Genomic DNA, 22,572 nt, shown 5'->3' on the forward strand with positions numbered 1-22,572 from the left:
TCTCATCGAGGTTTAAAATATGCAGAAGAAAAATACAATGAATTAATGGAAGCTGCCGCTTTGGCTAGTTCCTTCGGAAAGTACCTAGAGTCTAGCTTTGAGATTATACAGATGAATATTGAGTTTATTGATCTGTTCAATCAAAAGATTGAATCGATCTTAGTAAAGATTAAAGATTTCACTTTGCAATATGAAGATGATAATTTTATTAAACAAATTCATCTAGTTGATTCAATCAAAGGAATTGGGTTCATTTCTGCTGTCACATTAATGTGCGAGATTGGAGACTTTTCAGCGTTTAAAAAACCTAAACAACTATACGCATATTTTGGCCTTGATCCTGCTGTAAAGGAATCAGGCCAGTTTAAAGGAACAAGGATCTCTATGTCTAAGCGTGGATCTAGTCTTGCTAGAAGAGTCTTATTTACTGTTGCACTAGTGTGTATTAGTGCTTTTAATAATCCTGTATTAAAGGAATATTATGAGAAAAAGAAGGAATCTAAGCCTAAAATGGTTGCACTAGGTGCTGTTATGCATAAAATATCTAATATTATTTTCGCCGTACTTAGAGATATGAAGCCTTTCATTCTTAGAACGCCAGATGAGCATCGAGAAGCTCATAAGAAATATTTAAGGCTAGTAGCATAAGTACTTTAAGATAAAGTTCACACTAGCCAATGTAGGTACTTTTCTTTGGCTTATTTGTTATGCCTATTTTCTATCAACTTGATTTCTCTAGCTTTTTTAAAAAATTTATATTGACTTTTGGTGGCTGGTCTACCAATGTGTACAGTATCTCGTAGGGATCGGCGCCCTCGCCGTTCCGTGGTTTTGAATCCCTATCTTTTTCGGAACGATGAGGGCATCGTTCCCTACAGAAAACATGATTTTCTGTGGTTTGTAGGGTTGGACGACCCTGTCCAACCGTTATCGTTGTGACGTATTATTCTACAACTATGTATTCATACAATCAAAGCTCCTGGACCATCAGGAGCTTTTAATGTTACTCAATTGCTAATATGACACATTTAGAGATTGTTAAAAAATCAATCATAATTTAAGCTTGTATAGAGCATCCGTCTTTTGTTATATTCTATTATTTTCAACAAAATAATAGGAGGGCTTTAAATCCCTCCTATAGAATAGGTCGCTTTCCAATATCCTTTCGAAAATACATATCTTCAAAATGAATCTTCTTCACATTTTCATAAGCTCTTTCCCGAGCTTCCTCTACCGTATTTCCCCGGGCTGTTACGCCCAGGACTCTGCCGCCATTGGTCACAACCTGCCCTTCATGGATTTTTGTTCCACCATGAAATACCATAACATCATCATCTATCTTATCCAACCCATGGATGACTGTTCCTTTTTCGTAGGCATCAGGATATCCCCCTGCGGCAATCACAACACAAACGGTCTTTTGACTGCACCATTGAATCTCCTTTTCCTTCAACCTATCCTCCAAGATAGACTCCATGATCTCCACCAGGTCGGTCTCCAATCTTGTCAGTATCACCTGGGTTTCCGGATCGCCAAATCTTGTGTTAAACTCTAAAACCTTTGGTCCGTTCTCCGTCAACATCAATCCAATGAATAGAATCCCTTTAAATTTTAATCCATCTCTTTGAAAACCCTCCATGATGGGAAGCAAAATCTGTTCCTTTACTAAGCTTTCTAACTTACTGTCATATACATGGCTGGGAGAGTAGGTACCCATTCCACCCGTATTGGGTCCCTTATCTTCTTCAAAGATCTTTTTGTAATCCTGGGCACTAACCATGGGCTTGATAGTAGTACCATCAACGAAACACAATACAGAAGCTTCTATCCCTGTCAAGAACTCCTCAATCACAACCTTGTTTCCCGCTTCCCCAAATACTTTGGCTTCCATGATCTCTTCCAATGTCCTTATGGCATCTTCTTGGCCCTCGGCAATCACCACACCTTTTCCCGCCGCCAAACCATCTGCTTTGATAACCATAGGGTGGCCGTAAATCCCTAATGCCTTTCTTGCCGTCTCAATATCCGTACATTCCATATATTTGGCCGTAGGAATCTGATGTCGTATCATAAATTCCTTTGCAAAAGCCTTACTCCCCTCCAACTGGGCACATGCCCTATTGGCTCCAAAAATTCTTAATCCTTCTTCCTCAAATCGATCCACAATTCCCATGACCAAAGGCACCTCTGGCCCAACCACCGTTAGATCAATTGCGCTTTCCTTGGCAAAGTTACATAAACCTTGGATATCGTCAGCTTGGATATCCACAAGTTCTGCCACTCCTCCGATCCCAGCATTTCCAGGTGCACAATAAACTTTATCAACCTTTGGACTCTGGATAAGCTTCCATACCAAAGCATGCTCCCTGCCCCCACTGCCTACTACTAGTATTTTCATGATTTCACCTCCTGTAGGGTTAGAGGTTAGATGTTAGACGTTTTTGAAATTAGAGCAATTCTTTTGGGTCTAAAAATCTTTACCACTTACAAGCCTCACCCTATCACTTCTAACCTCTAACTTCTGACCTCTAGCCAATCTAATGTTTAAAATGTCTCATACCTGTAAAGATCATGGCAACGCCATATCGATTGGCCATTTCAATGGAATCTTCATCCTTGATGGACCCACCTGGTTGAATAATTGCTGTGATACCAGCCTTTGCCGCTGCTTCTACACAATCTGCGAAGGGAAAAAAGGCATCGGATGCCAATACACTGCCCTTAACCTCAACAAGCGATTGACGAATGGCATTTTCAACCGCCCAAATACGATTCACTTGACCTGGTCCAATTCCCACTGTCTGCTGATCTTTGGCCAGAACAATACCATTGGATTTAATATGTTTTACTACTTTCCAAGCGAAAAGCATATCCTCCATTTCCTTTTTCGTAGGAATTCTTTCCGTTACAATCTTTAATTCCTCTTCCTCATATAAGACATCGTCTATGTCTTGAATCAAAAGGCCTCCATAGACCTTTTTCATATCTTTTGTCTTTTGAGATGGTCTTTTTTCTATGTGCTCTAGCTTTAGCAGCCGAATATTTTTCTTGGCAGTCAAGATTTCCAATGCCTCTTCCTCAAAGTCAGGGGCAACGATGATCTCTAGGAAAATTTTGCTCATCTCCTGGGCAGTCTTGGCATCGATCCTTCGATTGGCTGCCACGATTCCCCCAAAGATGGATGTAGGGTCACATGCATATGCCTTCAGATAGGCATCAAAAATATCATAACCGCTCCCTACACCACAAGCATTGGTATGCTTTACAGCCACCACAGTAGGTTCATCGTACTCCTTCAGAAGCTCCAATGCGCCATTGGCATCATTGATATTATTAAACGATAATTCTTTCCCATGAAGCTGAACCGCCTCAATCAAAGAACCTGACATCTTCCCAATTTCTCGATAAAACACAGCTTTCTGATGGGGGTTCTCACCGTAGCGTAGATCCTGAACCTTCTCAAAGGTTAAGGTAAGGTGATTTGGCAATTCTCCTTCGATTCTTTCCCTTAGATATTGGGCGATCATGGCATCATAATGGGCTGTATGCTCAAAAACCTTTAAAGCCAGTCTATATTTGGTCTCATAAGAAACCTTTCCTTGTTCTTTTAGCTCCTCCAACACCCGATCGTAATCCCTAGGATCTACAATCACAGCCACATCCTTATGATTCTTTGCCCCAGACCGCAGCATGGTGGGTCCTCCGATATCAATGTTTTCAATGGCCTCCTCCAGGGTAACCCCTTCTTTTCCTATGGTTTCCCGAAAAGGATATAAATTAATGGCCACGATATCAATGGGATGTATGTTCAGTTTTTCAATTTGTTCCATATGCTCTGGATGATCTCGCATAGCCAGTAGTCCTCCATGGACCGCAGGATGCAGGGTTTTCACTCGCCCATCCAGGCATTCAGGAAATCCTGTCACCTGAGAAACTGGTGTAACAGCAATGCCATTCTCCATGAGGGTTTTCGCCGTTCCCCCCGTAGAGATAATCTCAATACCTAGTATTTCTAACCGCCTTGCAAATTCAACAATTCCTGTTTTATCGGAAACGCTAATCAACGCACGCATTTTCAAAAGGAATACCCCCTCTGGGAATCTATAATTCTTACTTTTCTACCTTCAACCTTCAACCTACCTTGGGCAAAGAGTGATACTGCTTTAGGCAGCAGTCTGTGTTCTACAGTCAATACTTTCTCTCCTAAGGTTTTTAGGTTATCATCCTCCAGTACCTCCACGATACCTTGGAGGATAATAGGCCCCGTATCAGTCCCTTCGTCCACAAAATGAACCGTAGCACCCGTTATCTTTACCCCATAGTCTAAGACTGCCTGATGGACTTTTTCTCCATGAAATCCCTTGCCACAAAAACTTGGAATCAAGGCAGGATGAACATTGATAATTCTATTGTTATATCGTTCTACTACCTTTTTTCCCAAAATGTTCAAATAGCCCGCCAGCACAATCAAATCAATCTCTTTTTCCTCTAAAACCTCGATAATTCTATTTTCTCTCTCTTCTACGTTCGGATAATTGTTTTTTCCGATGGTAATGCCTTCTATGTTGTGGGCTTTCGCTCGCACCAATCCATAGGCATCTTCTTTACTTGAAATAACAACCGTAATCCTTCCTTGAATTCTTCCTTCTTCCATCTGATCAATCAAGGACTGAAGATTGGTTCCTCCACCAGAAATAAAAACCGCAATATTTAAGGTCTCCATAAGGTCACCCCAGATTGTCCTTCCACGACACTTCCAATGACATAGGCTTTCTCTCCTAAGCCCTCTAAAGTGCCGATCACCTTCGATGCTTCTTCTTGGCCTACGACCAAGATCATACCAATTCCCATATTAAAGGTAGAAAACATTTCATCGTCCTCTACTTGCCCAAGCCTTTGAATCAACTGGAATATAGGTAATACCTTCCAGCTTCCCAATTCAATTTTCACACCTAACCCTATGGGTAGTATTCTAGGAATATTTTCATAGAATCCACCTCCTGTAATATGAACCATCCCCTTGATCTCATGTTTCTCCATCAGCGCTGTGCATACATCCACATAGATACGAGTAGGTTTCAGCAAGGTTTCTCCTAAGGTGCTGTTCAATTCATCCACAAAGGTATCTGTTCTCATTCCCAATTCATCGAAAAATAATCTTCTTACCAAGGAATATCCATTGCTATGGATACCACTGGAGGGCAATCCGATCAACAGATCTCCTCCTTTGATTTTAGAGCCGTCAATAATCTTGCTTTTCTCGACAATCCCCACGGAAAACCCTGCCATGTCATACTCGCCGTCCTCGTAAAACCCTGGCATTTCCGCTGTTTCGCCGCCAATCAATGCACAGCCCGCTTGAACACATCCATCAGAGATTCCCTTGACAATATCTGCAATTTTCTCTGGTTGTAGCTTTCCCGTAGCCACATAATCCAGAAAAAACAACGGCTTTGCACCCTGACATAGGATATCATTGACACACATAGCTACACAATCCTGTCCTACAGTATCGTGTTGATCCATGAGAAAGGCTAGCTTTAACTTGGTGCCTACCCCATCGGTACCAGAAACCAACACTGGTTTTTCATAACCTGTCAAGTCCAACTCAAACAGTCCTCCAAAGCCTCCTAAATCACATAGTACCTGTTTGGTAAAGGTCTTCTTCACATGCTGCTTCATCAATTCCACAGCCCTTGCCCCTTCATTTACATCTACGCCTGCATCCTTATATGTCAATGGTTTTTTCTCCATATACCTCACCCCTATCTTTTTTCAAATAAAAACTTATTGCCTTCCTTTGGTACTTCCATGGGATAATCCCCGCTGAAACAAGCATTGCACAGCCCCTGCCCATCGATATGGATCGATTTCATCAGTCCCTCAATGCTGAGATAGCCTAGACTATCAGCGCCGATCATTTGACGAATCTCTTCTATGGAATTCACAGCACCCACAAGATTTTTTCTAGTCGGCGTATCGATACCAAAGTAACATGAAAACTTTACCGGTGGTGAGCAAACGCGAACATGAACCTCCTTAGCTCCCGCTGCCTTCAATAAATCTACAATTCTTCTGCTTGTGGTTCCCCTTACGATGGAATCATCAATGAGCACCAATCGCTTGCCTTTTATATTTTCCTTTAGTACATTCAATTTCAGTCGTACACTCAATTCCCGCATCTTCTGATCCGGCTGAATAAATGTTCTTCCTACATATCGATTCTTGATCAAGCCTTCTCCAAAAGGAATCTTAGATTCTTCAGCAAACCCAATAGCCGCCACAGTACCCGAATCTGGTACCGCAATGACCATATCTGCCTCCACAGGATACTCTTGGGCTAAAATTCTCCCCGCATTCCTTCTGCTCAGATAAACACTTTGTCCGTCCATGATACTGTCAGGCCTTGCGAAATATACAAATTCAAAGGAACATAAGGCCTTTCTTTCCTCTGCATATCGAATACTTCTCACTTTATTCTCTTCGATGATGACCATTTCCCCGGCATCAATGTCCCGTACAAATTCTGCATTTAATACATTAAAGGCACAACTTTCCGAAGCCAGCACATATCCGCCTTCAATCTTCCCAAGACATAAGGGCCTCAATCCATTGGGGTCTCTTACTCCGATGAGCTTCTGTCCATGGGTAATCACCAATGCATAAGAACCTCTGATCCTTGATAAAGCTTTTTGAATTGCTTCATCGATAGGCATCGCATTGTATCGGGCAATAAGATTGGCAATCACTTCACTATCAATGGAGGTTTGAAAAATGACGCCATGGTCCTCCAGTTCCTCCCGAATTTGATTGGCATTGACCAAATTGCCATTATGTCCTAAAGCAATAGCTCCTCCTTTGTAATGAACAACCAGAGGCTGGGCATTGGTTACAAAACTCTCTCCCGTCGTCGAATAACGAACATGACCGATGGCTATATCTCCTTGAAGTCTTTGAATAACCGTATCAGAAAAAACCTCCTGTACAAGTCCCATCTCTTTATAGTAGGTAATTTTTCCGTCTTTATTCACTGCTATACCAGCACTTTCTTGCCCTCTGTGTTGAAGGGCGTGAAGCCCAAAGTAGGCCAACTGAGAGATATTTTCTATCTCAGGACCATAGATACCAATGACACCACATTCCTCTTTTAATTTATCAAATTGAATTGGATACATGTTTTTGCCCTCCATAGTTTCCTATATATCGTGAAATGTGAAGGTTGCACGCCGCCCCTTTATAAAAAGATTCAACATACAACCTTCAACAGAGTTGCCTAACTGCAATTTGAAATGAATTTATTTTTGTAATCTTGACAATACCTCTTGGTAGGTTTCTTCAACTTCGCCTAAATCCCTTCTGAAGCGATCCTTATCCATTTTTTTATTCGTCTCCGCATCCCATAGCCTACAGGTATCTGGAGAGATCTCATCGGCCAAAATTACCTTTCCATCATAGACACCGAATTCTAACTTAAAGTCGATGAGCTTCAAACCTTTGTCTATAAAGAATTCTTTGAGCAGATGATTCACTTGGAAAGCATAGCTTCGAATCAATGCCACTTGTTCCTTTGTCGCCAATGCAATCGCCTCGATGTGATCATCATTGATCATAGGGTCTCCCAGATCGTCATTCTTATAACAGAACTCCAATACGGTGGTCTTCATCTCCACACCTTCTTCTAAGCCTAGGCGTTTTGCCAGGGATCCTGCAGCCACATTACGTACAATAACCTCTAAGGGAAGAATCTCTACGGCCTTTACGAGCATTTCCCTGTCGTTTAATAATTCCTCGAAATGGGTAGGAACTCCTTTTTCTTCTAGTAGCTTAAAGAGCAAAGCTGACATCTTGTTGTTGATTACACCCTTGTCACCAATGGTTCCTTTCTTTAATCCATTGAAAGCAGTGGCATCGTCTTTATATTCTACGATATACTTCTTTTCATCCTCTGTTTTGAATACCTTCTTTGCCTTTCCTTCATAGAGCATTTCTAGTTTTTTCATACCATGATCCTCCCCGTCTTTAGATTTCTTATATCAAAATTGAATAGTAAAGCATAATGCAAACTATTTTATAAAAAAATACTGTATCTTGTTAGACGTTAGAGGCTAGAGGCTAAAACCTTCAACATCTTATTGATTTTTAGCATCTAACATCTAACGTCTAACCCTTTAATCTCTAATCCTATCAAACCCCTCATCCTTCTGAATCACTTCTTCTTCCATGGCCTTCTTGTACGCCTTCAGTTTTTTATTCAGTTCAGGATATTTAATGGCTAGGATTTGTATGGCCAGGAGGGCAGCATTTTCAGCACCGTCAATGGCTACGGTGGCCACTGGAATCCCCTTAGGCATTTGGACTATGGATAGAAGCGAATCTAATCCATCCATGGTAGAGGACTTAATAGGTAAACCAATAACAGGTAATACGGTAAACGCCGCCAGTACACCTGGCAAATGGGCAGCTTTTCCTGCCGCACCTATGATTGCTTCAAACCCTTTTTCTTCTGCTGTACTGGCAAATTCCATAGCACGGTAAGGGGTTCGATGGGCAGAGATCACACGAACCTCTACATCAACGCCAAAATCCTTTAGAATCTTTTCACCTTTCTCAACTACCTTATAATCGGAATCACTTCCCATAAGAATCGCAACCTTCATTGTTTTCTCCTCCTTTTTCACGGTGACAGGTGACAGGTGACTTATCTTTTGCCTAATTTTCTTTGTCAAGTATTTTTTCGCACTAATCTCTGATAATCTCTAACTTTCAACCTATCTCCTATTTCTTATCTCCTTCAACTTTCAACTTATCTCTTTCAACTTTTTTCTCCATTTTAGGGTATAAAAAAGCCCGCTATAGAATTCTTCTATGTCGGGCTATGAAATTCTAGCTTAGTGCATGCTTTGCTATAAATAGTATGGCAATGATATACATCATCGGGTGAACATCCTTAGATTTTCCAGTCAATGCTTTAAGTAACACATAGGAAATTACCCCGAATACAAGACCTTCCGCAATGCTATAAGATAACGGCATCACGATGATCGTCAAGAATGCTGGAATCGCATCAGTAAAATCATCAAAGTTGATTTTTAAGATTGGACTCATCATGAATAATCCAACAAGGATCAATACGGGTGCCGTTGCTTGGGCAGGTACTGCAGTAAATATTGGTGCAAATACCGTTGAAGCCAGAAATAATACACCTGTTGTTAAAGCTGTTAAACCTGTTCTTCCGCCTTCAGCTACCCCAGATGCACTCTCCACAAAGGTTGTCACTGTACTTGTTCCAAGCATTGCTCCTGCTGTGGTTCCAATAGCATCGGCCAATAATGCTTGTCTTGCCTTTGGAAGCTTACCATTTTCATCTAACATATTTGCCTTTGTAGAAACCCCGATCAATGTGCCAAGGGTGTCAAATAAGTCGACAAACAGGAAAGTGAAAACAACCAATAACATATCAAATGTAAATATCTTATCAAGCTCGAATTGCCAGAATACAGGCTTTAAGGATGGTGGCGCGCTGACCAATGTAGCTGGTAATGCTGCTTTCCCAACAAGGATACCTACCACAGTCGTAACCAACATACCAATGAGCAATGCACCTTTTACATTTTTAATCAACAAGATTCCTGTAATAACAATACCTAAAATTGCTAAAATCACACCGATATCTTTTACATTTCCTAGCCCTACCAATGTAGCAGGATTATCTACAATAATGCCAGCGTTCTGGAAGCCGATAAATGCAATAAACAGACCGATTCCAACGCTCACTGCATGTTTAATCACCATAGGCATACCATTAATGATTGCCTCACGGACATTTGTTAATGTAAGAATAATAAATATAATACCTTCAAGTAAAACTGCCGTAAGGGCAAACTGCCAACTGTAACCCATGCCTAGCACAACGGAGAAAGCAAAGAATGCATTTAATCCCATTCCTGGTGCTAAGGCAAATGGTAAATTTGCCATGAAAGCCATGCAGAAGGTGGCAAGAGCAGCTGCTAATGCTGTAGCTGTGAAAACCGCACCTTTATCCATACCTGTAGCACTTAAAATGTCTGGATTTACGATCAAAATATAGGCCATGGTCATAAAAGTTGTGATTCCAGCAACGATCTCTGTCTTCACATTTGTTTTGTGCTCGCTTAACTTAAATAGACTGTCAAGGGCACCGTTACTCTTTTTGTTTGTCATTTCCATTTTCATCCTCCTTGTCTATTTCGGGAAGCCCAGGCTTATGTATTCATCATAAGACAAAAACAAAGCCCGAGTGGGAAGGTATATGCTCACAAAGTGAAACCTCCCCGCCCGGGCTTTTCTCCCCTCGGTGTAGCATTGCAAACGCAATACCTGTACCACTCGGACCAGTCACTTTTAAAGCAAACCTGTCAGTCAGCTAATCATATTATGCCCATCACAGACATTTCTACAATTGGTTTGCTAAAAAAATCGGAACCCTAGATACACTTTCACCCATAGCTAGACAATTTACGGTTGTCTTGTAGAAACTTTTGGTCCATATTACCAAAACTATATGAGTTTTCATATAAGTCATTTCTAAGTTGTCCTTGCACTATTATCATATCAAAGGAGGATTTTCTCGTCAATACTTTTTCGAATGATTTTTTATTTTTCCTACGGTTTATATGAACAAATCCGAACATTGTACTTACAAAATCATTCTAAAGTACGTATTTTTATTTGCATATTATCTTTTTTCTCATTCACTTCAATGCTGTTTTGGTTTTGTAGGGGCTGACGCCTCTGTCAGCCCGTTCAAGAAATCTAAACTCAGATGGGTGGACAGAGTCGTCCATCCCTACCGAATTAAAAGCTTTTATCTAGAAATTAGTAACCCATAACCAATATCTAGTCCCTAAAATAAGCTACGCCTGCCTCGAAAATTCTTTGGTCCTTCTCACCTGGAACATTTTTTCCGATATGGTTGCCTACTCTTTCTGAATGTCCCATCTTGCCCAATATTCTGCCATCAGGGCTTGTAATAGCTTCCACAGCATTCATCGACCCATTGGGATTGTAAGGCATCTCATAGGTTGGATTTCCTTGACGATCCACGTATTGTGTAGCGATCTGCCCATTGATCAGTAATTTTTCCATCGCTTCTATCCCAGCAATAAATCTTCCCTCTCCATGAGATATTGGAATGGTATGGATATCTCCAACCTTTACACCATTCATCCATGGAGATAGGTTGGAAACCACCTTCGTATGAACCATACAGGAAGCATGTCTGCCAATTTTGTTGTAGGTTAAGGTAGGACTTTCTTCACTCATATCTCTTATCTCTCCATAGGGCAATAATCCGAGCTTTATAAGAGCCTGAAAGCCATTGCAAATGCCAAGCATTAAGCCATCTCTTTGTTTCAGAAGCTGCATTACTGCCTCTTTCACCCTAGGGTTTCGGAAAGCTGTGGCAATAAATTTTCCTGAACCATCCGGCTCATCCCCTGCACTAAATCCGCCGGGCAGCATCACAATTTGCGCTTGATTGATTTGTTTTGTCATTTGATCAATAGACGCTTCTATATCCTTGGCTGATAGATTTTTAAAAATTAAGCTTTCCACCTGGCCGCCAGCCTTCTCAAATGCACGAATGGAATCATATTCACAATTGGTGCCTGGAAATATTGGAATGAAGATTCTCGGTTTCGCCACCTTTGTTTTAGCCCTCATGCTATTTTTTCCTTGATAAAAAATCGTAGGGAGTATCTCCTTTTCCCCTTCTGTTTTTGTGGGGAATATCTTTTCCAAGGGTTTTTCCCAAGCATCTTGAGCTTCATTCAGCGAAATCACTATGCCATTGATGACAATCTCTTGTTTTTCCTGGGTCTTACCGATGATCTGATACTGTAAGCCTTCCAGTTCGCCTAGGATGTCTGCATTCCTATCTATCTCCAGTAAAATCCCACCGTAATCTGGGGCGAACAAACTGGACCAATCCATATCTTCCGCAAGCTGAATCCCAATCTTGTTTCCGAAGCACATTTTGCTTATGGCAGCAGCAATTCCACCAAGTCGAACCGTATGACTGGATAATATCTTCCCACTGCGGATGAGTCTCGTAATTTTTGAATAATGCTGCTCCAGTCTTTCAAAATCTGGAATTTCATGGATATCCCGAATCATAGGAACATAGATCACTTCATTGTCAGTCCCTTTAAATTCTTGAGAGATCACATGATTTACATCCACCACATCTACTGCAAAGGTTACTAAGGTAGGGGGTACATTTAGGTCCTTGAAGGTACCTGACATACTGTCCTTTCCTCCGATGGCAGGAATGCCCAGCTTCTTTTGAGCATAGAAAGCTCCCAGTAATGCACTGAAAGGTTTCCCCCATTTTTCCGGGTCTTTTCCTAGCTTCTCAAAGTATTCCTGAAGGGTCAGCCGAATGCCCTTATAATCACCACCAAGGGCCACCACCTTGGCAACAGCCTCGATCACACCATAGAAAGCACCATGAAATGGACTCCAAGTACATAGCTTCGGATTATAACCATAGCTCATAATTGTTCCCGTAGTCGTCTCGCCTTTCATAAGAGGAAGCTTTGCTACCATGGCCTCGCTAGGCGTACTTTGGTATCCTCCGCCAAAGGGCATTAAAATGGTTCCTGTGCCAATGGTACTGTCAAAACGCTCCACCAATCCCTTCTGGCTGCACACATTCAAATCCTGCAGATTATCTAGCCAAGCTTTCTTAAAATCGCCTGCCTGAGACTCTATTTTTTCTATATAGGTATGAAAGTAATTTCTATCTTTGTCAGGTGCTTTCACAAAAACCTTTGTTTTTTGCTTAATCCCGTTGGTGTCCAAGAAATTCCTTGAAATGTCAAGGATTACAGTTCCCTTCCAAATCATTTTTAACCGACGTTCTCTTGTTACTTTTGCTACCTCTACCGCCTCTAGATTCTCAGCCTGGGCTAAGTCGATAAATCGAGGAGCATCTTCCTTGGAAACCACCACTGCCATACGCTCCTGGGATTCTGAAATCGCCAGTTCTGTTCCATCTAGGCCCTCGTATTTTTTAGGAACTGCATCCAGATAGACCTCGATGCCATCCGTTAATTCCCCAATGGCTACAGATACGCCCCCTGCACCAAAATCATTACATTTCTTTATGATTTTGCTGGCCGCAGGGTTTCTGAACAGACGTTGAATCTTCCGCTCTGTGGGTGCATTTCCTTTCTGTACTTCTGCACCACAGGTCAAGATCGAGTCCTCCGTATGTTCTTTAGAGGAACCCGTTGCACCACCACAGCCATCCCTGCCTGTTCTTCCCCCGACCAGAAGCACCACATCTCCTGCCTGAGGCTCCTGTCGTACTACATTGGCTTTGGGCGCAGCGGCAAGCACAGCCCCTATCTCCATTCGCTTTGCTACAAACCCTTCATCATAAATTTCTGCCACCTGCCCCGTGGCCAATCCAATCTGATTTCCGTAGCTGCTATATCCTGCAGCAGCTCCTATAGTAATTTTTCTCTGGGGCAATTTTCCTGGCAATGTATCCTCGATCTTTGTTCTGGGGTCTCCGCTTCCTGTCACACGCATGGCCTGATATACATAAGTTCTGCCAGAAAGAGGATCACGAATAGCACCACCTAAGCACGTGGCAGCCCCCCCAAAGGGTTCGATTTCCGTAGGATGATTATGGGTTTCATTTTTAAACATAACCAACCAGTCTTCCTCTTGACCATCCACATCAGCCTTCACTACAATGCTACAGGCATTAATTTCATCGGAAACATCCAGATCCTCTAACTGCCCTCTTTTACGAAGCTCCTTCATCTCCATGGTGGCAATATCCATTAGAGAAACATCCTTTTGTCTATCACCGTAGACAAAATCTCTAGAGGCCAGATATTCCTCATGGGCCTGCGCAATGATTTCTGAAAAGGCGCCATTCTCAATCTGTACTTCCTCTATTTCTGTTAAAAACGTGGTATGTCGACAATGATCGGACCAGTAGGTATCGATCACTTTTAGCTCAGTCACCGTCGGATTTCTTTTTTCTATGTTTTTAAAATAATCTTGGCAAAATACCAAATCCTCCAAACTCATGGCAAAGCCCATATGTTCCTTATATTCTGAAAGAGCTTCCTTTGATTTATCATTAAACCCCTTTACGACCGCTATATCTTCCGGAATCACAGTCTCCATCTCCAAGGAAGCTGGTTTTTCTAAGGATGCCTCTCTGGAATCCACGGGATTGATACAGTATTTTTTAATCTCCATGAATTCTTCTTCGGTAATTTTTCCTTGAAGCACGATCACCTTTGCTGCCTGAACATCAGGCCTTTCCTTTTGGTTTAAAATCTGAAGACATTGGGCTGCTGAATCGGCTCTCTGATCATATTGACCTGGAAGATATTCTATCGCAAAGATTCTCTCTTCTTCTGTGCAAGCTAGTTTTTCATCATAGATATGATCTACGGGTGGTTCAGAAAAAATCGTATTTCTAGCAACCTGATATTCTGTATCAGAAATCCCGGCCACATCGTAGCGATGGACAATGCGTAGGTTCTCAAGGTGAATCCCCAAGTCCTCTTTTAATGCTTGAAGCAGCTGTTGGGCTTCCACAGCACAATTCTTCTTTTTCTCCACAAAGATCCGTCTCACATTATTTTCCATTGCCTTTGCCACCCTTCATTAAATTTTGTAGCATGATATTATATCTATCTTAGGATAGTTCGATTTATCTATTTACATTGGTTCGCGGTTACCGGTGCACGGTGCACGGTGCCACGGATTTCATATATTTTCAAATTGTATCTTTACATCACAATTGTAGCATAATAAAATAAATAAGAGAAATTAATGATAATAATATATACTATTAGGAGTGCTTATATATGGATATTAATTTTGAGCTTTACAAGGTATTCTACTATGCAGGAAAGCATCTAAATTTTTCAGAAGCGGCCAATCACCTCTATATTACCCAATCCGCCGTTAGTCAATCCATCAAACAACTGGAGGCAAAGCTCCATATCCAGCTTTTTATGCGTCATACAAAAAAGATAAGGCTCACGCCAGAGGGCGAATCCCTTTTCAAATATGTTGAGCAAGCCTTCTTTGCCATTAAATCTGGAGAGCGCACCCTTCAAGCTATTCAAAACCTCCAACATGGCGAAGTAAGGATTGCTGCCAGTGATACCATTTGTAAATATTATCTCCTTCCCTATCTGAAGGAATTTCATCAAAAATATCCCCATATTAAGATTCATATTACAAACCGTCCTTCTCCAGTCTGTATGGAACTGCTAAACAATGGCGTTGTAGATATCAGCGTGGTGAATATGCTAAACCATGAAGCTGGCAGCTCTTTGAATATTCATCCTTTCAAAAGAATTCAGGATGTATTCATCGCCGGGAAAGCCTTTGAGTCATTAAAAGGTGAGAAACTATCCCTTAAATCATTGGCAGGTTATCCTTTTCTGCTGTTAGAAAAAAATTCTACCACCCGAAGGTTCTTGGATGACTTCCTGAAAAAGTACGAGATCACCCTTTCCCCAGAGGTCGAATTAGATAGTATTGATTTACTCATCGAATTCACAAAAATCGGTCTCGGCATCTCTTATGTTATGGAAGACACAATAAAGGATGCCTTGGAGAACCAAGACCTTTTTATCCTTGAGTTGGAGGAAGCAGTACCTCAACGGCAGGTAGCCATCCTCACCCATCGGCAAATTCCCACACCCTTATCTGCTCAAAGATTCATTGAGCTTTTGGGAATTTCATATTAAGTCTTGCAGCATAGACGTTGTAAAGTGCTGCAAAAAAGTATATAATTTTGAATCATCAGCCAATATATTTACATAATCAAGGAGGAATCGCTTTGCCTGAATTTAGAAAAATACCTTATCTTCGATTTGTACCTGTACTCCTTATCGCCTTTATTATGTTTAAGCTGGTGAATCATCCCGATATCATTTGGAATGGCTTAGATTTCTTTTTGTCTATCATCAGTCCATTGATTTGGGCTTTCGCCATCGCTTATTTGCTCAATCCCATGATGGTCTATTTTGAAAAACGTTTTGGTATCAAAAGAATTTGGAGCATCTTGGTCATCTATATGTTTTTCCTAGGCATTACCATTCTTGGCATTACTATCATTTCTCCAAGAATTATTAAAAGCATCAGTGAGCTTTTGGCGGAAACACCTCGATATATCGCCCGGACCGAAACACAAATTGAAACATGGATCAATGAATTTAAGCTATTTGATACCTATGGTGTCGCATCCGTTATTGAACAAAATACGGATGCTATGATTCAAAACATTCGTGACTACATAGATTTACTCTTAACCAGTGCATTGTCCAGTATCATTGGCTTTACATCAGGACTTTTCGACTTAATCATCGGTCTCATTATCTCTATCTATTTGTTGAAGGACAAGGAGAGCTTTATCCAGAGCATCAAAAGATTTCTCTATGCCTTCATGAAAAAGGAAAAAGCTGAGGGTCTGATCACTTTTGGAAATGAAGTAGACTTGATTTTCTCTCAATATATAGTGGGTAAATTCATAGATTCCTTCATCATCGGCATATTGTGCTTCATTGGATTGAAGATATTAAACGTGCCCTATCCTATGCTTCTTAGCACGATCGTAGGTATTACCAATATGATCCCTTATTTCGGCCCCATTATCGGTATGATTCCCGCTGGAATCATCACGCTCTTTGCCAGCCCCATCAAAGCCCTATGGGTAATACTATTTATCTTCATCCTTCAGCAGTTTGACGGTCTCTGGTTAGGCCCTAAGATTCTCGGGGACAAGGTGGGTTTATCCCCCTTCTGGATTATTTTAGCCATTATCGTGGGTGGCGGCGCCTTTGGAGTATTGGGCATGTTTTTAGCAGTTCCTATTTTAGCAATTATCAAAACCCTTTTAGAGCGACAGGTGGATCGACGTTTGCAAAGAAAAGAATTAGACATACAATAAAAGAAGGCCTCGGTATCTTCCGTGCCTTCTTTTTCTATGCTTTCTTCCAGTTGCTACAGCCTTACTTATAATGGGAGATGTCTCCGTGAAGCAAGATATTGGTGACATTGTTTTTTATCTCCACCACATTTAAATTCGTTGGATGCATATAGGGTGGATCCCACAACTTTTCCATGGGTCTATCTTCAAAATGGGCCATGATCAACTTCAAGGCCACAGCATGGGTAACGATTAGCACATTTTCATCTGGATGCTTCTCAATAATCTCCTCGATTCCAGCGATTACCCGCTTCCCTGTATCAAAATAGGATTCGCCTGACATGGGTCGGTATAGATGGGGTCGATGAAAGAAATTTTCAAATTCTTCAGGATATAGGGTCTCCAGCTCACTGGTCAACCGTCCTTCCCACTCTCCTACATGAATTTCTCTCAAAAGATCATTGGGCTGAACTTCAAAATTCCTTCCACTACAAATGATTTCAGCAGTTCGCAGAGCTCTTGGACTGGAGCTGGCATAGACTGCGTCAAAATCAACGGAGCTTAACGCCTCTCCTAACCATGCAGCCTGCTGGGCTCCCACTTCTGTCAGCGGTGAATCTAAATGACCCTGTAGTCTTTTTTCAATATTCCATTGGGTCTGTCCATGTCTTGTGATATATAATTTTGTCATTTTCTTCCCCCTCAAGATTCAATTTCATCATATCGAAAACAATCGGTAGTATGGTCATTTACCATCCCTATGGCTTGCATAAATGCATAGCATATGGTGGAACCTACAAATTTAAATCCCCTTTTCTTCAGATCTTTGCTCATGGCATCAGAGACTGACGTTTTGGCAGGTACCTCCTTTAAGCTCTTCCATGCATTCTTCAGAGGCTTTTCATCTACAAAATGCCAAATATAAGCATCAAAGCTTCCAAACTCCTGCTGTACCGCCAGAAATGCCTTTGCATTTTGTATCGCTGCCTGGATTTTCAGTCGGTTCCTCACGATCCCTTCATTGCCCATCAGCTCTTCCAGCTTCTTCTCATCATATCGAGCAACTTTTTCCGGGTCGAAACCATCAAATGCCTTCCGATAATTTTCACGCTTTTTTAAAATCGTGATCCAGCTCAGACCAGCCTGAGCACCCTCCAATATCAAAAATTCAAAAAGCTTACGCTCTTCGTGAACGGGTACCCCCCACTCTTTGTCGTGATAATCTATATAGATTTGTTCTTGCCCTGCCCAATCACATCTTTTTTTCATTTGCTTCGATCCTCCTTTTTTGCCTTTATAAAATATTCTATTCCTATAGATATTTCCCTTCTTTTACTTCTAGAATCAAGACCTCTTCGACCATCCCTAAGTCACAACGATAACGGTTGGACAGGGTCGTCCAACCCTACGATAAATCAATTCATCATGGTTTTGCGTGGGGAATGACAAACCCTGTCGTTCCGTAGAATACTGTTAAAAACCACTTAACAGCGTCGATCCCTACGTAATACTGTACACATTGGTAGGGGCGATTCATGAATCGCCTAAAAATATTTTTATTCCCTTGAAACTTTTTTAGAAATATCGGGTATTTAATAGTGGAACACTTTTCGGGAAAAGGGGGGACGCCTTTTGCAGTTCACAGACGAAAATTTAATACAGCTCTGCAAAAAGAATAAGCGAGAAGGTTATGACCTTTTATTCGAGAAGTACGAGAAATATATTTATCGCCTTTGCTATTATTATACCCACTCAAAGGAAGACTCCCTGGACCTCCTGCAAGAGGTGTACATAAGAATTTATAAAGGCATTCACAATTTTGATGAGAATCGCCCCCTATTGCCCTGGCTGAAAACCATTACTGTAAATGTATGCTTGAATCATATCCGTCATCAAAAGGCGAAAATGCAGTCCATGCATGTCTCCATGGATGATGAATGCCACTCTCTTACGGACCTCATTGCCTCCGCCGCAAATGTTGAAGCTGAAATCGCCTATTTGGATACAAAACAATTCTTAGCCCAAGGGATTCAGGAACTTCCTGAAGATATGAGAACAGCTGTCATCCTTCGTCATGTGGAAGGCATGAGTTACAATCAGATTGGTGAAATTATGGCTTTACCCATAGGTACAGTAAAGACTTACTTATTCCGCGGGCGTAAAATTCTAAAGGCTAAACTAAAAAATGCAGGGGTTTGGGAGGTGTAGTATGAAACAATGTAAATTTGATGAATTTTTGCTCCAAGAATATCTTGATGGAACCATTGACGTCTTGGAAAAAATTATATTAGAAGAGCATTTAAAGAGCTGTGCCTACTGTAGAAGAGAATTGACAGAGCTAAAGCTATTGATGTGGGAATTTGAGTCTTTACCAGACATTGAACTCCCATCTGAGATTCCTCTCCTTCGGAGCAAAACGCTAAACCAGCTGCAGGATGCCCATGGTACGAATAGCTTTGGTATAAAAGAATTGGTTGATTTACAACGGAATGTGCTGCAGAATGCCGGCAGCTTCCTAGAAATGGCACCTGGGGTGAAGCCTGGTATGGTCGCCTTGAAGAAAGGCGTCAAGAAAGCACCGTCGGTCCTATATAGGACAGTGGATGTCATGCTGAAGGGAAGAAAACGACTGTTGGCCTTGAGGGACCGCCTATGATATGGATCAGTATCCTTTCGACCCTATTCATAACGCTTCTGGTGCTTCTATCAATCGTTTGCTGTATTCCCTTTGAATATGCCCTTTCAGGTCAAAAATACGAAACTTACTTCCTCGAAGGGAAAATAAGCTGGATTTTTGGTGGCCTCAAAGCAGGTATCGTCATGAAATCTTATAAAAAAATGGCCTTTTCTCTAAAGCTTCTGAACTTTGATATGCTATCTCAATATGCCGAAAAGAAAAAAGAAAAAGTAGCGCAAGAGAAAGATAAGGCTATCCAGAAAGAAAAGAAGAGAAAAAATAGCAAGCTAAACATTAGAGAATTTTTAAATAAGGAACTGCTTGAAGTGATTTTTCGATTTGCAGCTGAGATTTTTAATCATTTGAAGCCTCGAACTTTATTGATGCAAGGAAGCATAGGTTTCGACGACCCTTACTATACGGGCATATTCTGGGGTGGGCTGAACATACTCTATCCTTTGCTAAAGGATTTTGATATCCAGGTTGTTCCCATATTCCATGAGGAAAAGCTGGAAGGACATTTTGCAATTCGAGGCAGGATCATAATAGGCGTATTGATCCTATTGGCTATAAAACTATTACTGTCTAAGCCTGGTAGAAATGTCATCCTACATCTTATGAAAAGTAAAAAGGAGGAAAAAGCATATGTCATTTAATTTTAATGAAAGTGTAAGTGTTTTATTTGAAAAATTGGAGAATCTTTTAAAATCAAAAACCATCGTTGGTGAAACCATTCAGATTGGTGAAACTACCTTAATCCCCATTGTAAATCTCTCCTTTGGCCTAGGTTCCGGAGGTGGAGATGGTACCGATGATAAAGGTTCCAAGGGCTTCGGCGGCGGCGGTGGCATCGGTGCCAAGGCTTCCCCTACAGCGGTCATCGTCATCAGGGGCGATAAGGTTGAGATCCTTCCTATCAAAAACCAGGGTGGATTAGAGAAATTAATCGACATGGTGCCTGAAATCGTAAACAAGGTACAAATGCATCACAAAGAAGCGGGCCATGGTAAAGAAGAAAGTTGCTGTAAAGAAGAATAAGGGGCGCTCACCCCTTATTCTTCTTTTCTAGAATTTTATAATTTCTTTGCTATAGCTTTCTAAATAAATTTTTCTCATTTGGGCAATCTCCTCTTCTTCGATAGGTTTCGGGTTTTTCCCCATACCTCGAATAACAGAAGCGACCTGGGCTGATTTCTCTGCGATCTCCGCAGCTGTCCATGCTTCCCTCAGTGACCTGCCAATGGTCACGAGTCCATGCTTCGCCATCAATCCTGCATAACGATCCCGTCTAAATATCCTTAAAACATTTTCCGCCAGTGCTGTGGTACCTGGAAAGGCATACTTGGCAACGGGAATGCTGCCACCAATGATTTGAGCATGATCCTCCGTATAGCATGGAATTTCCTCCTGCATGGCAGCAAAGGCACTGGCATAAATACTATGGGTATGTACAATGCTGTGGACTTCTTCAAGATTCTGATAAATAATCAGGTGCAAAGGTATCTCACTGGATGGCTTCTGTCTTCCACCTACCTGCTTTCCCGTAATAATTTCCACCACTGCAATATCTTCTGGTGTTAAGTCTCCATAGGCAATCCCTGAAGGCGTAATCCACATATTTTCTCCATGCCGAATGCTAATATTTCCCCAGGTTCCCTTTACCAAACCGCTTTTTACCATGCTGACCCCTGTTTGTATCATCTCTTTTGCTATATCCATAACCCATCCTCGCTTTATCCAATTTTTGTAGGAACTTATTTTTATTCTTTCCTAGAAAAGCATTTTCTACCCCATTGTATTTCATGGATTTAAAGATGTCAATGTCTCGAATCACCTACCTGCTTGGAGCATCCGTTGCCCTAGGAGAATCATTTATTGCTATTGACTCACAGTATCTTTTGTATTATAATCAATGTAATCTAATAAACAAATTCTTTGAGTAGGAGTAGTAGGCAAAATATCTACTTACAGCGAGTCGGGTTTGGTGGAAGCCGATATTTAGATCTTTGTTGAATGGACCTAGGAGAAGCAAGGTGAACAGAAAGTAGCCGCAGCCGGAGGTTTCCCGTTATAGAAACAGGATATCGAGTTTATATAAGCTCCGTATCTGGAAAAGCGAGATAGAATCAATCTATCTAATTTGGGTGGTACCGCGGAAGCAAGTCTTTCGTCCCTGTGTTGACAGGGATGAAAGGCTTTTTTTATTGTCTATATTCCAATAAATCGAGGAGGTGGTAAGCATGCCATGAACATCAGAGGAATCACACTGGATGAATATAAAAGAAAAAATCAAAATAAAAAGGAGAGATTCTCATGAATTTAAGAAAAAACATTTTGTCAGCATTGCTTATCGCCATTGGCTATATTCTACATCAGATTATTCCAGGCACCATCGGTAGTATGAAATTTGATATCATGTTATCTGTCATCTTTGTGTCATTATATATCAATAAAGACTTTAAAAATGCATTGGTTACAGCCCTTCTAGGAGGCATCATTACAGCCATGACCACAACCTTCCCTGGAGGCCAAATACCAAACTTGATTGACAAACTGATTACCTGCAGCATTGTTTTCTTGATGATCAAAGCTACAGAAAAATTGCCAAAGCAAGAAATCGTAAGGGGTGTCATTTCTTTTGTAGGTACTGTAATCAGCGGTACGGTGTTCCTAACCTCTGCCCTTTATATTTCAGGACTTCCAGCACCTTTTAGCGTATTATTCTTTGGGATTGTCCTACCTACCTCTGTCACGAATATCTTTTTAACAGCCTTGATTTATCAAGCTGCCAAACTTGCCATGAAGGTTTCTGGCGCAAAGTTTGTACAAGAATAAAAAAAGCGCCTAAGGGTTCTAATGTTGCATCAAAGAAATAATTACAGATTGACAATGGAAAAATTTTAATAATGAAAAAAAGAACCTCTTTTGCTTTAATGGAAGTACG

The 22,572-nt window shown here is 41.2% G+C and carries 20 protein-coding genes, 1 riboswitch and 1 other annotated feature; of the genes, 8 read left to right on the plus strand and 12 right to left on the minus strand.

What is annotated here, in order from left to right; genetic code table 11:
• Nucleotides 1–648, plus strand: a 648-nt coding sequence (locus tag HNQ80_RS24400; RefSeq protein WP_184313661.1) for a transposase, incomplete at its 5' end; no start/stop codon positions are given.
• A 487-nt stretch (nt 649–1,135) separates the two neighbouring features.
• Here HNQ80_RS24400 and purD read toward each other — a convergent pair.
• The 9 genes from purD to HNQ80_RS24445 all read right to left on the minus strand — a co-directional run bounded on the left by purD (nt 1,136) and on the right by HNQ80_RS24445 (nt 14,655).
• Nucleotides 1,136–2,398 carry a phosphoribosylamine--glycine ligase gene (purD, locus tag HNQ80_RS24405; RefSeq protein WP_184313663.1) on the minus strand — a complete coding sequence of 421 codons (1,263 nt, stop codon included), beginning with the start codon at nt 2,396–2,398 and terminating at the stop codon, nt 1,136–1,138.
• A 139-nt stretch (nt 2,399–2,537) separates the two neighbouring features.
• Complete coding sequence (gene purH / locus HNQ80_RS24410) at nt 2,538–4,073, minus strand: bifunctional phosphoribosylaminoimidazolecarboxamide formyltransferase/IMP cyclohydrolase (protein WP_330603010.1); 1,536 nt, start codon at nt 4,071–4,073, stop codon at nt 2,538–2,540.
• Nucleotides 4,074–4,075: 2 nt separating this feature from the next.
• Nucleotides 4,076–4,723: a phosphoribosylglycinamide formyltransferase gene (purN, locus tag HNQ80_RS24415; RefSeq protein ID WP_184313668.1), complete on the minus strand. Its 648-nt coding sequence runs from the start codon at nt 4,721–4,723 to the stop codon at nt 4,076–4,078.
• Complete coding sequence (gene purM, locus HNQ80_RS24420; RefSeq protein WP_184313670.1) at nt 4,711–5,754, minus strand: phosphoribosylformylglycinamidine cyclo-ligase; 1,044 nt, start codon at nt 5,752–5,754, stop codon at nt 4,711–4,713. Before purM ends, purN begins: the two co-directional genes overlap by 13 nt.
• A gap of 11 nt (nt 5,755–5,765) precedes the next feature.
• Nucleotides 5,766–7,175 carry an amidophosphoribosyltransferase gene (gene purF, locus HNQ80_RS24425; protein ID WP_184313672.1) on the minus strand — a complete coding sequence of 470 codons (1,410 nt, stop codon included), beginning with the start codon at nt 7,173–7,175 and terminating at the stop codon, nt 5,766–5,768.
• A 120-nt stretch (nt 7,176–7,295) separates the two neighbouring features.
• Complete coding sequence (gene purC / locus HNQ80_RS24430) at nt 7,296–8,000, minus strand: phosphoribosylaminoimidazolesuccinocarboxamide synthase (RefSeq protein WP_184313674.1); 705 nt, start codon at nt 7,998–8,000, stop codon at nt 7,296–7,298.
• A 168-nt stretch (nt 8,001–8,168) separates the two neighbouring features.
• Complete coding sequence (gene purE, locus HNQ80_RS24435; RefSeq protein ID WP_184313676.1) at nt 8,169–8,657, minus strand: 5-(carboxyamino)imidazole ribonucleotide mutase; 489 nt, start codon at nt 8,655–8,657, stop codon at nt 8,169–8,171.
• A gap of 226 nt (nt 8,658–8,883) precedes the next feature.
• Nucleotides 8,884–10,206 (minus strand): NCS2 family permease, encoded by a 1,323-nt coding sequence (locus HNQ80_RS24440; RefSeq protein WP_184313678.1) that lies wholly within the window; start codon nt 10,204–10,206, stop codon nt 8,884–8,886.
• 256 nt (nt 10,207–10,462) lie between these two features.
• Nucleotides 10,463–10,564: riboswitch (purine riboswitch) on the minus strand.
• A gap of 311 nt (nt 10,565–10,875) precedes the next feature.
• Nucleotides 10,876–14,655: a phosphoribosylformylglycinamidine synthase gene (locus HNQ80_RS24445; protein ID WP_184313680.1), complete on the minus strand. Its 3,780-nt coding sequence runs from the start codon at nt 14,653–14,655 to the stop codon at nt 10,876–10,878.
• Nucleotides 14,656–14,876: 221 nt separating this feature from the next.
• Between HNQ80_RS24445 and HNQ80_RS24450 the strand changes: the two genes are divergently transcribed.
• The gene (locus HNQ80_RS24450; protein WP_184313682.1) at nt 14,877–15,770 is read left to right on the plus strand and encodes a LysR family transcriptional regulator; all 894 of its coding nucleotides are present in this window, start codon (nt 14,877–14,879) and stop codon (nt 15,768–15,770) included.
• Nucleotides 15,771–15,862: 92 nt separating this feature from the next.
• Nucleotides 15,863–16,972, plus strand: coding sequence for an AI-2E family transporter (locus tag HNQ80_RS24455; RefSeq protein ID WP_184313684.1), 1,110 nt, complete (start codon nt 15,863–15,865; stop codon nt 16,970–16,972).
• A 61-nt stretch (nt 16,973–17,033) separates the two neighbouring features.
• Here the strand turns inward: HNQ80_RS24455 and HNQ80_RS24460 are convergent, their stop codons facing one another.
• Both HNQ80_RS24460 and HNQ80_RS24465 read right to left on the minus strand, forming a co-directional pair.
• The gene (locus tag HNQ80_RS24460; RefSeq protein ID WP_184313686.1) at nt 17,034–17,642 is read right to left on the minus strand and encodes a histidine phosphatase family protein; all 609 of its coding nucleotides are present in this window, start codon (nt 17,640–17,642) and stop codon (nt 17,034–17,036) included.
• Between the two features lie 11 nt (nt 17,643–17,653).
• A complete protein-coding gene (locus HNQ80_RS24465) occupies nt 17,654–18,220 on the minus strand; it encodes a DNA-3-methyladenine glycosylase I (protein ID WP_184313688.1) in 567 nt (188 codons plus the stop codon).
• A 363-nt stretch (nt 18,221–18,583) separates the two neighbouring features.
• Here HNQ80_RS24465 and HNQ80_RS24470 point away from each other — a divergent pair, with 363 nt between their 5' ends.
• The 4 genes from HNQ80_RS24470 to HNQ80_RS24485 are packed head-to-tail and all read left to right on the plus strand — an operon-like array spanning nt 18,584 to nt 20,666.
• On the plus strand, nt 18,584–19,159 hold the full coding sequence (locus HNQ80_RS24470; RefSeq protein WP_184313690.1) for an RNA polymerase sigma factor: 576 nt from the start codon (nt 18,584–18,586) through the stop codon (nt 19,157–19,159).
• 1 nt (nt 19,160) lies between these two features.
• A complete protein-coding gene (locus HNQ80_RS24475; protein WP_184313692.1) occupies nt 19,161–19,607 on the plus strand; it encodes an anti-sigma factor family protein in 447 nt (148 codons plus the stop codon).
• Nucleotides 19,604–20,284, plus strand: coding sequence for a DUF2953 domain-containing protein (locus tag HNQ80_RS24480; RefSeq protein WP_184313693.1), 681 nt, complete (start codon nt 19,604–19,606; stop codon nt 20,282–20,284). Before HNQ80_RS24475 ends, HNQ80_RS24480 begins: the two co-directional genes overlap by 4 nt.
• Nucleotides 20,274–20,666 carry a GerW family sporulation protein gene (locus HNQ80_RS24485; RefSeq protein WP_184313695.1) on the plus strand — a complete coding sequence of 131 codons (393 nt, stop codon included), beginning with the start codon at nt 20,274–20,276 and terminating at the stop codon, nt 20,664–20,666. Before HNQ80_RS24480 ends, HNQ80_RS24485 begins: the two co-directional genes overlap by 11 nt.
• Before the next feature lie 27 nt (nt 20,667–20,693).
• On the opposite strand, the gene HNQ80_RS24490 is transcribed toward HNQ80_RS24485, so the two are convergent.
• Complete coding sequence (locus tag HNQ80_RS24490; RefSeq protein WP_184313697.1) at nt 20,694–21,347, minus strand: class II aldolase/adducin family protein; 654 nt, start codon at nt 21,345–21,347, stop codon at nt 20,694–20,696.
• Between the two features lie 207 nt (nt 21,348–21,554).
• Nucleotides 21,555–21,806: a binding site (T-box leader), on the plus strand.
• A gap of 135 nt (nt 21,807–21,941) precedes the next feature.
• Here HNQ80_RS24490 and HNQ80_RS24495 point away from each other — a divergent pair.
• A complete protein-coding gene (locus HNQ80_RS24495; protein ID WP_184313699.1) occupies nt 21,942–22,463 on the plus strand; it encodes a tryptophan transporter in 522 nt (173 codons plus the stop codon).
• Nucleotides 22,464–22,572 lie beyond the last annotated feature (109 nt).

Origin of the sequence: Anaerosolibacter carboniphilus (assembly GCF_014205875.1) — a bacterium.
Lineage (GTDB): Bacteria > Bacillota > Clostridia > Peptostreptococcales > Thermotaleaceae > Anaerosolibacter > Anaerosolibacter carboniphilus.